This window comes from Streptomyces ambofaciens ATCC 23877 (genome assembly GCF_001267885.1).
GTDB lineage: Bacteria > Actinomycetota > Actinomycetes > Streptomycetales > Streptomycetaceae > Streptomyces > Streptomyces ambofaciens.
Genome location: NZ_CP012382.1, coordinates 2,023,141 through 2,036,944, shown reverse-complemented (window position 1 = coordinate 2,036,944; position 13,804 = coordinate 2,023,141). Strand labels below are relative to the sequence as shown.

Here is a 13,804-nt window from a genome sequence, read left to right as displayed (position 1 = left end):
CTGGCCTTCTTGACGGTGTTCGTGAGGCGGCCTAGCGTGGGCGCGTTCAGAAATATGGACGCAGATCATGAATATGACGCAGATCATGAATGGGGAGCGCGCCCGTGACCTCAGCCCCTCTCACCGCCCGGCTCACCGCCCCGGGCGGACCGCTGTTCTTTCCCGTCACGGCGTACGGCCCCGGCGGCGGGGTCGACCTCGACGTCTTCCGCGCGCACGTGCGCCGCGGGGTCGAGGCCGGGGCGGCGGCCGTCTTCGCCTGCTGCGGCACCGGCGAGTTCCACGCGCTGACGCCCGAGGAGTTCCAGGACTGCGTCCGGGCGGCCGTCGAGGAGACCGCGGGACGGGTGCCCGTCCTCGCGGGCGCGGGCTACGGCACCGCCCTCGCGGTGCGCTACGCCCGCCTCGCCGAGGAGGCCGGGGCCGACGGGCTGCTCGCCATGCCGCCGTACCTGGTGCTCGCCGGACAGGAGGGGCTGCTGCGGCACTACCGCGAGGTGGCCGCGGCGACCTCCCTGCCGGTGATCGTCTACCAGCGCGACAACGCCGTGTTCACCCCCGGCAGCGTGGTCGAACTGGCCCGCACGGAGGGGATCGTCGGCCTCAAGGACGGCCTCGGCGACCTCGACCTCATGCAGCGGGTCGTCAGTGCCGTGCGCACCGAGGCGCCCGGTGACTTCCTCTACTTCAACGGGCTGCCGACCGCCGAGCAGACCCAGCTCGCCTACCGCGCGCTCGGCGTCACCCTCTACTCGTCCGCCGTGTTCTGCTTCGCCCCCGAGATCGCCCTCGCCTTCCACCGGGCGCTCGGCTCGGGCGACGAGTCCCTCGCGCACCGCCTGCTGGACGGCTTCTACCGGCCGTTCGTCGAACTCCGCGCACAGGGCCGCGGGTACGCCGTCGCGCTGGTCAAGGCCGGCGTACGGCTGCGCGGACTGGACGTCGGCGAAGTGCGCCCGCCCCTCCAGGAACCGACCGAGGACCACGTGAAACAGCTCGCCCAGGTGATCGAGCGGGGCTACGCGCTGCTCGACGGCGAGGAGGCCCGGTGAAGGCGTCGGCGTTCGTCTACCCCTGGGACGTCAACGGCGACCCGGGAGCCGCCGCGCGCGTCGCGGGGACCGGCGTCGCCCAGGCGACGCTCGCCGCCGCCTACCACTCCACCCGCGCCCTCACCCCCCGCCACCCGCGCCACCGCGTCGTCACCGCCGAGTACGCCGCCGTCCTCTACCCGCCGGACGCCGCCCGCTGGGAGGGCCGTGCGCTGCGCCCGTACGAGGCCGGGGACTGGGCGGCCGGCGACGCCTGGGGCGAGGCGGCGGACGCGCTCGCGGACGCGGGACTGGAGGTGCACACCTGGGTCGTCCTCGCCCACAACTCCCGCCTCGGCGCCGAGCGGCCGCACACCTCGGTCGTCAACGCGTACGGCGACCGCTACCCGTGGGCGCCCTGCATCGCACAGCCCGCCACGCGTGCCTACCTCACCGACCTGGCCGCCGAGGCCGCGGTACGGCCGGGAGCGCGGGGGACCGAGCTGGAGTCCCTCGGCTGGTACGGGCTCGCCCACCTGCACGCCCACGACAAGACCGGCGGCGTCGGCCTCGGGGACGACGGGCAGTACCTGATGTCGCTGTGCTTCTGCCCGAACTGCCGGGAGGGGTACGGCGGTCACGGCGTCGACGCCGACGCGCTGGCCGCCGCGGTGCGGGCCGCGCTGGAGCCGGTGTGGCGGGGGGCGGTGCCGTCGGACGGCGGCTGGGCGGGCGTGGAGAAGCTCCTCGGCGCGGCACCGGCGAACGCCACGCGCGCGTGGCGGGACGAGACCGCCCGCACCCTCCAGGAGGCGGCGGTCGCGGCCGTACGCGCCGCCGCCCCCGACGGCTTCCAGGTCCTGCTGCACGCCGATCCGGTGTCGTACCACTGCGGGGCCAACGCCGGCGTCGACCCCGGGCACATCCTGTCCGTCGCGGACGGCGTCGTCGTGCCCTGCACGGGCGGCGCGGGCCTGCTGACGCCGTTCGCCGAGCAGGGCCGCGCCGGGGCCGTCCTCGCCGCCAACCTCACCGTGGTCTCCGGCATGGGCGGCCGGCCGGACACCCTCGCCGCGGACGCGGCACGCGCGCGCGAGCTGGGCGCGACGGAGCTGCGGCTCTACCACGCCGGGCTGGCGTCGGACGCGGACCTGGAGGCGGTGCGGGCGGGACTGGCGGGGCGGTGAGCCCGGTGCGCGGCGCCCCGGCGCGGTGAGGCGTGCGGGGGCGGGCTCGGCGGTGCGTGGGGGCGGCGGTGCGGGCGTGGCGTTGCGCGGGTGCCGCCGTGCCGCCGTGCCGCCGTGTGGCTGTGCTGTCGCGGGTGCGCGGTGTGCGGGCGTGCATGTGCGGGCGATTCGGTCGTGCCCTTGTGCGGGTGCGGGTGCGGGTGCGGGTGCGGGTGCAGGCGCGGGCGCGAGCACGGGTGCGGGCGCCCGGCGGCGCTGCGGCGCTGCGGCGCGGCGGTGAAGGGGCCGGGCGACGGGTGGCTCAGGTGGGGCCGGTGGCCGGCGGTGACCCGGGCGCGACGGCGGCGGATGCCGGCCGTCGGGCGAGCGCTACCGCCGCCACCAGCAGCACCGTCCCCAGGGCGGGCAGCAGGACGCGGAGGTCGGCCAGTTCCACCAGGGCCGCGCCCCACGCCAGTCCGAGGACGTTGGGCGTGAAGATCAGGGAGTGGGCCGTCGCGGTCACCCGGCCCAGGAGCGGCCCCGGCGTCTCGTGCTGCACGGCGGTCAGCGCGGCGATCAGCACGGCCGGCATCCCCACCCCGGCCGCCGCGCCGGACGCCATGGCCACCGCCTCGTTCGGAACCGCCCGCGCCGCCACCGCCATGGCCAGCAGCGTGAGCCCGGCCGCCGCGAACCGCCGCTCACCCAGGCGCCGCAGGCCGGGCCCGGCCAGCAGCCCGATCAGCACCGAGTCGGCCCCCTGCACGGCATACAGCACACCGGCGTACGCGGGGGAGCGCCCCAGGGAGTCGACCACGGCGTACAGCGTCGCCCCGCTGACGCCCGCGCACAGCATCATGACGCCGCCCGCCAGGACGAGCGGGCGCAACCGCGGGCGAGCCCACAGGTACCGGGCGCCCTCGGCGGTCCGCCGCCGCCAGTTCGCCGTGGGGCGCCGCGGCGGTTCCTCCCGTACCCGCAGAGCCGCGTACACCCCCGTGGCCAGCACGAACGTCACCGCGTCCAGCGCCGCCACGCTCGCGCCGCCGTACCCCGCGTACACGGCCGCTCCCGCAGGCGGCGCCACGAGCTTCATCCCCTCGCCCGCGGTCGTCCGCAGTCCGTTGAAGTCGCCGAGCAGCCGCGGGTCGACGGCCTCGGCGACGAGCGCCGACTCGGCCGCGTCGTGGACGACGCCCGCCGCGCCGTAGACGAAGAGCACCGCGAACAGCAGCCACAGCGCGTCCGGCGAGTCCACGGTGAACAGGGCGAGCAGGAGGACGGCCGGCAGCAGGTTCACCGCGATCAGCAGCGGTTTGTGCCGCACGCGGTCGGCCAGGGTGCCCAGCGCCGGTCCCAGCAGGGCCGGGGCCCACAGGGCGAGCATGCACAGCGCCGCGAGCCCGTCCGAGCCGGTGAGGTCCTTGACCCAGACGCCGGACGCCAGCCACAGCGCCGAGGTGCCGAAGCCGGACACCACCACTCCCGCGAGACACAGGCCCGCGTTGCGGTCGCGCAGTACGCGGATCGCGGGCCAGACCCCGGGCGTCGTCTTCCTCGTACGTCTCGTCCTTGCCGTCATGCCTGGTCATGGTGGTTCCAAGGCGCGGGGACGGGCATCGGGCATGTGCCCTGGCCCCGGGCCCGGCGGCCGATGAGTTTCGCGGCCGGAATCGGTCATTTTCCGCAGAGAGCCGACCACGCGCCCCCGAGGAGCAGCTGATGACCCACGACCCGACCACCCTCGACCTCACGCCCCAGACCCGCCTCCTCGCCCGCCTCGCCGAGGGTGTGCCGGACGGGCGGCTCGCCGATCCGACCCCGTGCCCGGACATGGCGGTCCGCAACCTGCTCGGCCACCTGACCGGCCTGGCCACCGCCTTCCGGGACGCCGCGCGCAAGGACCTGGGCGGCACCACCGACACCAGCCCCGGAGCGACCGTGCCGGACATCGGCCCCGGCTGGCGCGAGGAGCTCGTGAAGGCGCTCGACGAGCTGGCCGAGGCATGGCGCGCACCGGACGCCTGGACCGGCATGACCCGGGCCGGCGGCATCGACCTGCCCGGCGAGGTCGCCGGTGCGGTGGCCGCCGACGAGCTGGTGATCCACGGCTGGGACCTGGCCCGGGCGACCGGCCAGGAGTACCGGCCCGACCCGGCCGCCCTCCAGGCGTCGTACGGCCTGCTCGCCGCTGCGGCCGAGGAGGCCGACCGGGACACCGGCATGTTCGGCGCCGTCGTCCCCGTCCCCGCCGACGCCCCGCTCCTGGACCGGGCGGTGGGACTGAGCGGACGCGACCCGGGCTGGACGCGGCCGGCCCGGTGACGGGGGCACCGGCTCAACTTCCTTTGTCAGAAGCATTGACGTGGCTCCGCGCCCCTCTTACCTTCAACGCGTCGTACTCCGTACGTCATATATGAGACGCGATACGCGAGATCAGATACGCGAGGGCTCCCACGGGACCCGGCACGCGGCATCCGGCCCGCGCATCCGACGCGAAGACTCCGAGAGGCGCGCATGACCTCTGTGCCCACGCCGATCCCCTCCCGCACGCAGTACGTGCTGGAGGAGATCAAACGCCGCATCCTCACCGGCCGGCTCACCCCCGGCCAGGCCCTGGTCGAGACCGACCTCGCCGCGCAGTTCGGGGTGTCCAAGACGCCGGTGCGCGAGGCGCTGAAGACGCTGGCCGGTACCGGGCTGGTCGTGATGAGCCAGTACAAGGGCGCCACGGTGCGCATGGTGGACGCGGACATGGCGCGCGAGGTCTACGACGTACGGCTGCTCCTGGAGCCCGAGGCCTTGCGCCGCGCCGTGCGCCGCGGAGCCTCCCTGGCGGCCGCGACCGACGCGCTGACCCGCGCCGGCCGGGCCACGGACACGGCCGAACGCTCCCTCGCCAACCGGGAGTTCCACCGCGCCCTGTACGTGCCGTGCGGCAACCCGCTGCTCGGCCGGATGCTCGACGAGGTCCGCGACCAGGCGGCCCTCGTCTCCGCCGTCGCCTGGGCCGCCGACCCCTCGTGGGAGCGGGAGGCCTGCGAGCACGAGGAGATCCTGCGCCTGGCCCTCGCCGGTGACGCGGACGGCGCGGCCCGCGCCCTCCACGCGCACATCGCGTCCTTCGTCGAGCGGGCCTTCCCCGGAGCGGGACCCCAGGCCCAGGAAGAGGACGGTCAGGCATGACAGCGACGTTCGAGTCCCAGCGGGCGGCCCTGGCCGACGTGGTGGCGATCCCGGTGACCCCGTTCGCCGAGGACGGCACCGTCGACCCCGCCACCTACCGGGCCCTGCTGCGCCGGCTCCTCGACGGGGGCATCACGACCCTCACCCCCAACGGCAACACCGGGGAGTTCTACGCCCTCACCCCGGCCGAGCGGAGCCTCGTGACCGAGCTGACCGTCGAGGAGGCCGGCGACCGCGCGGCGATCCTGGTCGGCGTCGGTCACGACGTGCCGACCGCGGTCGCCTCCGCACGGCACGCCCGCGACCTGGGTGCCTCCATGGTGATGGTCCACCAGCCCGTCCACCCCTACGTCTCCGAGCGCGGCTGGGTCGACTACCACCGCGCCATCGCCGAGGCCGTGCCCGCCCTGGGCGTCGTGCCCTACATCCGCAACGACCGGCTCCCCGGCGCCCGGCTCGCCGAACTCGCCGACGCCTGCCCCAACGTCATCGGCGTGAAGTACGCCGTGCCCGACGCCGCCAGGTTCGCCGCCTTCGCCCGCGACGCCGGCCTCGACCGCTTCGTGTGGGTCGCGGGGCTGGCCGAGCCGTACGCGCCCTCGTACTTCTCCGCCGGCGCCACCGGTTTCACCTCGGGGCTGGTGAACGTCGCCCCGGCCGTCTCGCTCAACATGATCGAAGCGCTTCGGGCCGGTGACTACGCGGCCGCCATGAAGGTCTGGGAGCAGATCCGCCGCTTCGAGGAGCTGCGCGCCGCCAACGGCTCCGCCAACAACGTCACCGTGGTCAAGGAGGCCCTCGCCTCGCTGGGCCTGTGCCGCCGGGAGGTCCGCCCGCCGAGCAGGCCGCTGCCCGAGGACGAGCGCGCCGAGGTCGCCCTCATAGTCGCGGGGTGGTCGGCATGAGGCCCCCGGAGCAGCTCCGCAGCCACCAGTGGTACGGCACGGACGGCCTGCGCTCCTTCAGCCACCGCGCCCGCACCCGCCAGCTCGGCTACCTGCCCGAGGAGCACCTCGGCAAGCCGGTCATCGCCATCCTCAACACCTGGTCCGACATCAACCCCTGCCACGTCCACCTGCGCGACCGCGCCCAGGCGGTCAAGCGGGGAGTCTGGCAGGCGGGCGGCTTCCCGCTGGAGTTCCCGGTCTCCACGCTCAGCGAGACCTTCCAGAAGCCGACCCCCATGCTCTACCGCAACCTGCTCGCCATGGAGACCGAGGAGCTGCTGCGCTCCTACCCGGTCGACGGCGCCGTCCTGATGGGCGGCTGCGACAAGTCCACCCCCGCCCTGCTCATGGGCGCCGCCTCGGTGGACCTGCCCGCGGTCTTCGTGCCCGCCGGGCCCATGCTCCCCGGGCACTGGCGCGGCGAGACCCTCGGCTCCGGCACCGACATGTGGAAGTACTGGGACGACAAGCGGGCCGGCCTCATCGGCGACTGCGAGATGCAGGAGCTGGAGAGCGGCCTGGCGCGCTCGCCCGGCCACTGCATGACCATGGGCACGGCGTCCACGCTGACCGCCGCCGCCGAAGCCCTCGGCGTCACGGTGCCGGGCGCCTCCAGCATCCCGGCCGTCGACTCCGGGCACGACCGGATGGCCGCCGCGGCGGGGCTGCGCATCGTCGACCTCGTCCACAAGGACCGCAGGCTCAGCGACATCCTCACGGCCGACGCCTTCGAGGACGCCGTCACCACCGTCCTCGGTCTCGGCGGCTCCACCAACGCCGTGATCCACCTGATCGCCATGGCGGGCCGGGCGGGCGTCACCCTCACCCTGGACGACTTCGACCGCATCGCCCGCACCGTCCCGGTGCTGGCCAACGTCCGCCCCGGCGGACAGACGTACCTGATGGAGGACTTCCACTTCGCCGGCGGCCTGCCCGGCTTCCTCTCCCGCATCCCGGACCTGCTCCACCTGGACCGGCCCACCGTCGCGCACGACACGATGCGCGAACAGCTCGAAGGCGCCCGCGTCCACGACGACGACGTGATCCGTCCCCGCGACAACCCCGTCGCGGCCGAGGGCGGGGTCGCCGTCCTGCGCGGCAACCTCTGCCCCGACGGCGCCGTCATCAAGCACATCGCCGCCGAACCGCACCTGCTCAAGCACACCGGTCCCGCGGTCGTCTTCGACGACTACCGGACGATGCAGCGCACCATCAACGACCCGGACCTGGGCATCACCGCGGACAGCGTGCTGGTGCTGCGGGGCTCGGGACCCAGGGGCGGCCCCGGCATGCCCGAGTACGGGATGCTGCCCATCCCCGACCACCTGCTCAAGCAGGGCGTACGGGACATGGTCCGGATCTCCGACGCCCGGATGAGCGGGACGAGTTACGGCGCGTGCGTGCTGCACGTGGCCCCGGAGTCGCACGTCGGCGGACCGCTGGCCCTGGTGCACACCGGCGACTCGATCACCCTCGACGTCGAGGCCCGCCTCCTGCGCCTCCATGTGGACGAGGCCGAGCTGGAGCGCCGCCGGGCCGCCTGGACACCGCCGCCCGCCCGCTACGAACGGGGCTACGGGGCGCTCTACGACGAACAGATCACCCAGGCCGACACCGGCTGCGACTTCGAGTTCCTGGCCCGCCCGGGCAAGGTGCGGGACCCGTACGCCGGCTGACCCCCCCGGGGGGTGGAGGAAAAACCCCCGCACACCCCTGCACCCGCAGAAAGCGCTTCCTGTACGACCCACGCACGACGTACCAGAACGGAGATCTGTCATGGCCCAAGCCGCAGCCGTGGCGAAACCGCCCGCGCCACCCCGGCGGCGCCGTGCCTCCGCCACCCCGCGCAGGCTCCCGTACCTGCTGATCGCACCGGCCGCCCTGCTGATGCTGGGCTTCATCGCCTACCCGGTCATCAGCGTCTTCTACTACAGCCTGCAGGAGTACAACCCCACCAAGCCGTGGCGGAACGGCTTCGCGGGCCTCGACAACTTCACCAAGATCTTCACCGACGACCCGGTGTTCTGGGACACCCTCGTCTTCAGTGCCAAGTGGGTCTTCGTCGAGGTCGGCCTGCAACTGCTCTTCGGCCTGGCCCTGGCGCTCATCGTCAACCAGACCTTCGTGGGCCGGGGCATCGGCCGCGCCCTGGTCTTCTCGCCGTGGGCCGTCTCCGGCGTGCTGACCTCGGCGATCTGGGTGCTGCTCTACAACTCCCAGACCGGCATCACCCGCTACCTCGCCGACATGGGCATCGGTGAATACGGCACGAGCTGGCTCTCGGACACCTCGACCGTGTTCTCCGCGGCGGTCGTCGCCGACCTCTGGCGCGGTGTCCCCTTCTTCGCGATCCTCATCCTCGCCGACCTCCAGTCCGTCTCGAAGGACCTGTACGAGGCCGCCGAGGTCGACGGGGCGAGCCGCTTCAAGCAGTTCTGGCACATCACCCTGCCGCACCTGAAGGACGCCATCATCCTGTCCACGCTGCTGCGCGCGGTGTGGGAGTTCAACAACGTGGACCTGCTCTACACCCTGACCGGCGGCGGGCCCGCGGGTGTCACCACGACACTGCCGCTGTACATCGCCAACACCAGCGTCGACGCCCACGACTTCGGCTACGCGTCGGCCCTCACCACGGTCGCGTTCGTGATCCTGCTCTTCTGCTCGATCGTCTACCTGCGGCTGAGCAAGTTCGGAGGCGACAACAAGTGATCACCAAAGAGGCCACCGCGCCCGCCCCCGCGCCCGCACGGGCCGACCACGAACCGCCGCGGCCGGCGAAGAAGCGCCGCCCCGCCTGGGACGAGGTCCCCCGCTGGCAGATCTACCTGCCGCTCGGCGTCTACCTCGTCTTCACCCTGATCCCGTTCTACTGGATCCTGCTCTTCGCGCTGCGCCCGGCCGGTTCGACCTCGCTGGTGCCCTGGCCGATCACCTTCGAGCACTTCGAGAAGGTGTGGACCGACCGGAGCTTCGGCACCTTCTTCCAGAACAGCGTGTACGTCGGTCTCGCCACCCTCGTGATGACCACGCTGGTCGCGCTGGCCGGCGGCTACGCCCTCGCCCGGTTCGACTTCAAGGTCAAGCGGGCCTTCATGCTCGCCCTGCTCTGCTCGCAGTTCGTGCCCGGCGCGCTGCTGCTGGTCCCGCTCTTCGAGATCTTCGCCGAGCTGCAGATGATCAACTCGCTCGGCAGCGTCATCATCGCCGAGACGGTATTCCAGCTGCCGCTGTCGATGATCCTGATCAGCAACTTCATCAAGAACGTGCCGTACTCGCTGGAGGAGGCCGCCTGGGTCGACGGCTGCGGACGCTTCCGGGCCTTCCGGGTCGTGGTGCTGCCGCTGCTGCGGCCGGGGCTGATCGCCGTCGGTTCCTTCGCCTTCGTGCACTCCTGGAACCACTTCCTGTTCGCCCTGATGTTCCTCAACAACCAGGAGAAGCAGACCATCCCGGTCGGCCTCAACACCCTGATGAGCGCGGACAGCGTCGACCTCGGCGCGCTCGCCGCCGGCGGCATCATCGCGGCCGTGCCCGTGGTGCTCGTGTTCGCCTTCATCCAGAAGTGGCTGATCACCGGCTTCAGCGCGGGGGCGGTGAAGGGATGAGCCGGATTCCCGTCGTCCTCGCGGGCGCCCGCGGCCACGGCCGCTGGCACCTCGCCAACATCCGCCGCCTGGAGCGCGCGGGCCTGGTCCGGCTGGCCGGCGTCTGCGAGCTCACCCCGCTGACCGAGCGGGAGGCCGGCGGGGAACTGCCCGAGCAGTCCGCCGACTTCGGCGCCCTGCTCGACTCCACGGGCGCCGGGATCGCCGTCGTCTGCACGCCGATCCCCACCCACACCGACCTCGCCCTGACCGCCGCCCGCAAAGGCGTGCACCTGCTGCTGGAGAAGCCCCCGGCGCCCTCGTACGCCGAGTTCCGCCGCATGGCCGACGGGGTCGCCGAGGCCGGCGTCGCCTGCCAGGTCGGCTTCCAGTCGCTGGGCTCGCACGCCGTGCCGGCCGTCCGCGCGCTGATCGCCGAGGGCGCGATCGGCGAGGTGACGGGCATCGGCGGGGCCGGGGCGTGGGTGCGCGACGAGGCCTACTTCCGCCGGGCGCCCTGGTCGGGCCGGCGGCGGCTGGACGGCGCCGACGTGATCGACGGGGCGCTGACCAACCCCCTCGCGCACGCCGTCGCCACCGCCCTCGCGCTCGGCGGCAGCACCCGCGCCGAGGACGTCACCGGCATCGAGACCGAGCTGAGCCACGCCAACGACATCGAGGCGGACGACACCTCCTGCGTACGGGTCACCACCGCGCAGGGGCACCGCGTCACCGTCGCCGCCACGCTGTGCGCCGAGCGGGCCGACGAGCCGTACGTCCTGGTCCACGGCAGCCGCGGGCGCATCACCTTCTGGTACAAGCAGGACCGCGTCCTGCTCCAGCGGGGCGGCCACGGCCCCGAGGAGTTCGAGTACGGCCGCACCGACCTGCTGGAGAACCTGGTCGCCCACCTCACCGACGGCGCGGGCCTGCTGGTCCCGCCGGACGGGACCGGCGCCTTCATGAAGGTCGTCGAGGCGATCCGCCGGGCACCCGACCCCGAGGCGCTGCCCGATTCCGCCTGGCGGCGCGTCCCCGGTGAGGACCGCCGCGTGGTCCCGGGCGTCGACGCGCTCGTGGCCGCCGCCGCGGACACCCTGTCCCTCTACTCCGAGCTGGGCGCGCCCTGGGCGCCGCGCACCGAGCGCCCGCTGAGCGAGGTGAGCACCCGATGACCGGCAACGACTCCCCGGTGCTGCGGGTGGCGGGCCGTCCCGTCGGCCGGTACGTCGTCCGGCCGGAACTGCCCGCCCGGCTCTCCCCGCGTCCCCACCTGCACCCCGTCACCACCCTGGCCGGCACGGCCGTGACCGAGTCCCGCCCCGCCGACCACCTCCATCACCTCGGCGTCGGTGTCGCCGTTCCCGACGTCGAGGGGCACAACTTCTGGGGCGGGCGCACCTACGTCCGGGGCCGGGGGCCGACCGAGCTGGACAACCACGGTGCCCAGCGGCACACCGCCTTCCAGCTCCGCGACCCCGACGGGTTCGTCGAGGAGCTGCGGTGGGTCGCCGCCGGCGTCGAGTTGCTGCGCGAGCGCCGCACGGTCGCGGCCACCGGACTCACCCCCGCCGCCTGGGCGCTGGACTTCACCTTCTCCCTCACCAACGTCACCCAGGGCGCGCTGACCCTCGGCAGCCCCGCCACCAACGGGCGCCCCGGCGCCGCCTACGGAGGCTTCTTCTGGCGCGCCCGCAAGGAGAGCGCCGCCCCCCGGGTCTTCACCGCCGAGCACGAGGGCGAACGGGAGGTGCACGGGAGCCGCGCCGACTGGCTCGCCCTGACCGGCGACACCTGGTCGCTGGTGTTCGCCGGGGCCACCGAGCGGACCCGGCGCGACCCGTGGTTCGTGCGCACCGAGGAGTACCCGGGCGTCGGTTCCTCCCTCGCCTCCGACGAGCGGCCGGCCATCGCCCCCGGCGACACGCTCGTCCGCCGGATCGTCACCGTCGTCGCCGACGGCCCGCTCGACGCCGACGGCGCCGCGACCCTCGTACGGAAGGCGGTGGGCCCGTGACCCCCGAGACCGCTCGGTCGTACACCAACCCCGTCCTGAACGCCGACTGGTCCGACCCGGACGTCGTCCGCGTCGGCGACGACTTCTACCTGACCGCCTCCAGCTTCGGCCGCGCCCCCGGCCTGCCGCTCCTGCACTCCCGGGACCTGGTCAACTGGACGCTGGTCGGGCATGCCCTGCCCCGGCTGGAGCCGCCGAGGGCCTTCGCGGCGCCGCGGCACGACTGCGGCGTGTGGGCCCCTTCCCTGCGCCACCACGCCGGCCGCTTCTGGATCTTCTGGGGCGACCCCGACCAGGGCGTCTTCCAGGTCAACGCCCCCGAGATCCGCGGACCGTGGACCGCGCCGTACCTGGTGAAGGCAGGCAAGGGCCTGATCGACCCCTGCCCCCTGTGGGACGAGGGGACCGGCGAGGCCTACCTCGTGCACGCCTGGGCCAGGTCCCGCTCCGGCATCAAGAACCGCCTCACCGGCCACCGCATGCGCCCCGACGGCACCGGACTCCTCGACGAGGGCAAGGTGATCGTCGACGCCGACCGCCTCCCCGGCTGGTTCACCCTGGAGGGCCCCAAGCTCTACCGGCACGACGGCTGGTTCTGGATCCTGGCCCCCGCCGGGGGAGTGGAGACCGGCTGGCAGGGCGCCTTCCGCTCCCGGGACTTCTTCGGGCCGTACGAGGAGCGGATCGTCCTGGAACAGAAGGACACCGACGTCAACGGCCCCCACCAGGGCGGCTGGGTGCGCACCGGGTCCGGCGAGGACTGGTTCCTGCACTTCCAGCAGCGCGGGGCGTACGGGCGGGTGGTCCACCTCCAGCCCATGACGTGGGGCCCCGACGGCTGGCCCGTGCTGGGCGACGACGGCGCCCCGGTCGCCGGGCACATCCGTCCGGCCCTGCCGCCGCAGCCGCCCGCCGCGCCCGCGACCGACGACGACTTCCCCGGCGGACGCTTCGGCCGCCAGTGGTCCTGGACGGCCAACCCCCGCGACGGCTGGGCCACCCGGCACTCCGGCGACGGCCTGCGGCTCGCCTGCGTCCGCTCGGCCGACGCGCACGACCTGCGCAAACTGGCGAACGTGCTCACGCAGCGGCTGCCCGGCGACCCCTCGGCCGTCGAGGTGGAGCTGCGCCTGGACGGCGACGTGCCGGGCGCCCGGGCCGGGCTCGCGGTGCTCGGCGACGCCTACCGCTGGATCGGGCTCCAGCGGGCGGCGGACGGGACCGTGCACCTGGTGCACCGGTTCGCCGAGTCGGTGGCGGAGGCCGAGCGCGACGCCGACCACCCGCGGCCCGCACCCGAGGGGCGGGTACGGCTCAGGATCGAGGCCGGCCCGGACGCGCGCTGCCGCTTCTCCTACGACCTGGGCGACGGCCCGCACCCCACCGGCCAGGTCTTCGCCGCCACCCCCTGGCGCTGGGTCGGCGCCCTGCTCGGCCTGTTCGCGCTCGCGCCCGCCGGAGAGGGACAGGCCGGCACGGCCACCTTCACCCGGTTCCGGATCGGACCCCTCTGACCCACCCCGCCCGCACGCCTCTCGGGAGCCGCAATGACGCACCTCCTCCGCAAGCGCCTGCCGGGGTCCGGCAGGACCCTGGCCGCCGTCCTCGCACTGGTCGCCGCGCTCGCCCTCGGAACGGCGGGGGAGGCGTCGGCCCCAACCGGCGGCGCGGGCGGCGAGTCGGTCACCGTCACCGACCGGGCGGCCGCCGTCCCCGTACCGGACAAGCGCTTCTCCGGGCCGCCGGAACAGCTCCGGCCCCGCTGAGCGCCCGCCGTACCGCCCCCGATCTCCCCCCACGTGTTCAGCCCGTCCATCGCTCCGTGCACCACCTCGTGCACCGCTTCGTTCATCCCTCCGTTCGGATC

13 protein-coding genes are annotated in these 13,804 nt (G+C 74.0%); 12 read left to right on the top strand and 1 reads right to left on the bottom strand.

The window, feature by feature from the left end:
• Positions 1–104: 104 nt before the first annotated feature.
• Together SAM23877_RS09195 and SAM23877_RS09190 are read left to right on the top strand one after the other, a co-directional pair.
• Positions 105–1,052, top strand: a complete 948-nt coding sequence (locus SAM23877_RS09195; protein ID WP_053128796.1) for a 5-dehydro-4-deoxyglucarate dehydratase — start codon at positions 105–107, stop codon at positions 1,050–1,052.
• On the top strand, positions 1,049–2,218 hold the full coding sequence (locus SAM23877_RS09190; protein WP_053128794.1) for a hypothetical protein: 1,170 nt from the start codon (positions 1,049–1,051) through the stop codon (positions 2,216–2,218). Before SAM23877_RS09195 ends, SAM23877_RS09190 begins: the two co-directional genes overlap by 4 nt.
• 301 nt (positions 2,219–2,519) lie before the next feature.
• Here SAM23877_RS09190 and SAM23877_RS09185 read toward each other — a convergent pair whose 3' ends face one another.
• Entirely contained in the window at positions 2,520–3,782 is a 1,263-nt protein-coding gene (locus SAM23877_RS09185) for an MFS transporter (RefSeq protein WP_053128792.1), read from the bottom strand.
• 140 nt (positions 3,783–3,922) lie between these two features.
• On the opposite strand from SAM23877_RS09185, the gene SAM23877_RS09180 reads away from it, so the two are divergent.
• The 10 genes from SAM23877_RS09180 (at position 3,923) to SAM23877_RS40540 (ending at position 13,703) form a co-directional block, all read left to right on the top strand.
• Positions 3,923–4,525, top strand: a complete 603-nt coding sequence (locus tag SAM23877_RS09180) for a TIGR03086 family metal-binding protein (protein ID WP_053128790.1) — start codon at positions 3,923–3,925, stop codon at positions 4,523–4,525.
• A 192-nt stretch (positions 4,526–4,717) separates the two neighbouring features.
• Positions 4,718–5,386 (top strand): GntR family transcriptional regulator, encoded by a 669-nt coding sequence (locus SAM23877_RS09175; protein ID WP_053128788.1) that lies wholly within the window; start codon positions 4,718–4,720, stop codon positions 5,384–5,386.
• Positions 5,383–6,291, top strand: coding sequence for a dihydrodipicolinate synthase family protein (locus tag SAM23877_RS09170; RefSeq protein WP_053128786.1), 909 nt, complete (start codon positions 5,383–5,385; stop codon positions 6,289–6,291). The genes SAM23877_RS09175 and SAM23877_RS09170 overlap by 4 nt, the downstream gene beginning before the upstream one ends.
• A complete protein-coding gene (gene araD / locus SAM23877_RS09165; protein ID WP_053142315.1) occupies positions 6,288–8,009 on the top strand; it encodes an L-arabinonate dehydratase in 1,722 nt (573 codons plus the stop codon). Before SAM23877_RS09170 ends, araD begins: the two co-directional genes overlap by 4 nt.
• A gap of 100 nt (positions 8,010–8,109) precedes the next feature.
• Positions 8,110–9,045: a carbohydrate ABC transporter permease gene (locus SAM23877_RS09160; RefSeq protein ID WP_053128784.1), complete on the top strand. Its 936-nt coding sequence runs from the start codon at positions 8,110–8,112 to the stop codon at positions 9,043–9,045.
• Positions 9,042–9,941 carry a carbohydrate ABC transporter permease gene (locus tag SAM23877_RS09155; RefSeq protein WP_053128777.1) on the top strand — a complete coding sequence of 300 codons (900 nt, stop codon included), beginning with the start codon at positions 9,042–9,044 and terminating at the stop codon, positions 9,939–9,941. The genes SAM23877_RS09160 and SAM23877_RS09155 overlap by 4 nt, the downstream gene beginning before the upstream one ends.
• Positions 9,938–11,095, top strand: a complete 1,158-nt coding sequence (locus SAM23877_RS09150; protein WP_053128774.1) for a Gfo/Idh/MocA family protein — start codon at positions 9,938–9,940, stop codon at positions 11,093–11,095. Before SAM23877_RS09155 ends, SAM23877_RS09150 begins: the two co-directional genes overlap by 4 nt.
• On the top strand, positions 11,092–11,937 hold the full coding sequence (locus SAM23877_RS09145; protein ID WP_053128772.1) for a DUF6807 domain-containing protein: 846 nt from the start codon (positions 11,092–11,094) through the stop codon (positions 11,935–11,937). The genes SAM23877_RS09150 and SAM23877_RS09145 overlap by 4 nt, the downstream gene beginning before the upstream one ends.
• The gene (locus SAM23877_RS09140; protein ID WP_053128771.1) at positions 11,934–13,451 is read left to right on the top strand and encodes a glycoside hydrolase family 43 protein; all 1,518 of its coding nucleotides are present in this window, start codon (positions 11,934–11,936) and stop codon (positions 13,449–13,451) included. The genes SAM23877_RS09145 and SAM23877_RS09140 overlap by 4 nt, the downstream gene beginning before the upstream one ends.
• A 33-nt stretch (positions 13,452–13,484) precedes the next feature.
• Positions 13,485–13,703 (top strand): hypothetical protein, encoded by a 219-nt coding sequence (locus SAM23877_RS40540; protein ID WP_053128769.1) that lies wholly within the window; start codon positions 13,485–13,487, stop codon positions 13,701–13,703.
• Positions 13,704–13,804: the final 101 nt, after the last annotated feature.

What these genes read in the sequence shown, in the direction of transcription:
- SAM23877_RS09185 (WP_053128792.1), bottom strand. Translation starts at nt 3,782, where the DNA reads ATGACGGCAAGGACGAGACGTACGAGGAAGACGACGCCCGGGGTCTGG.
- SAM23877_RS09180 (WP_053128790.1), top strand. Translation starts at nt 3,923, where the DNA reads ATGACCCACGACCCGACCACCCTCGACCTCACGCCCCAGACCCGCCTC.
- SAM23877_RS09175 (WP_053128788.1), top strand. Translation starts at nt 4,718, where the DNA reads ATGACCTCTGTGCCCACGCCGATCCCCTCCCGCACGCAGTACGTGCTG.
- SAM23877_RS09170 (WP_053128786.1), top strand. Translation starts at nt 5,383, where the DNA reads ATGACAGCGACGTTCGAGTCCCAGCGGGCGGCCCTGGCCGACGTGGTG.
- araD (WP_053142315.1), top strand. Translation starts at nt 6,288, where the DNA reads ATGAGGCCCCCGGAGCAGCTCCGCAGCCACCAGTGGTACGGCACGGAC.
- SAM23877_RS09160 (WP_053128784.1), top strand. Translation starts at nt 8,110, where the DNA reads ATGGCCCAAGCCGCAGCCGTGGCGAAACCGCCCGCGCCACCCCGGCGG.
- SAM23877_RS09150 (WP_053128774.1), top strand. Translation starts at nt 9,938, where the DNA reads ATGAGCCGGATTCCCGTCGTCCTCGCGGGCGCCCGCGGCCACGGCCGC.
- SAM23877_RS09145 (WP_053128772.1), top strand. Translation starts at nt 11,092, where the DNA reads ATGACCGGCAACGACTCCCCGGTGCTGCGGGTGGCGGGCCGTCCCGTC.
- SAM23877_RS40540 (WP_053128769.1), top strand. Translation starts at nt 13,485, where the DNA reads ATGACGCACCTCCTCCGCAAGCGCCTGCCGGGGTCCGGCAGGACCCTG.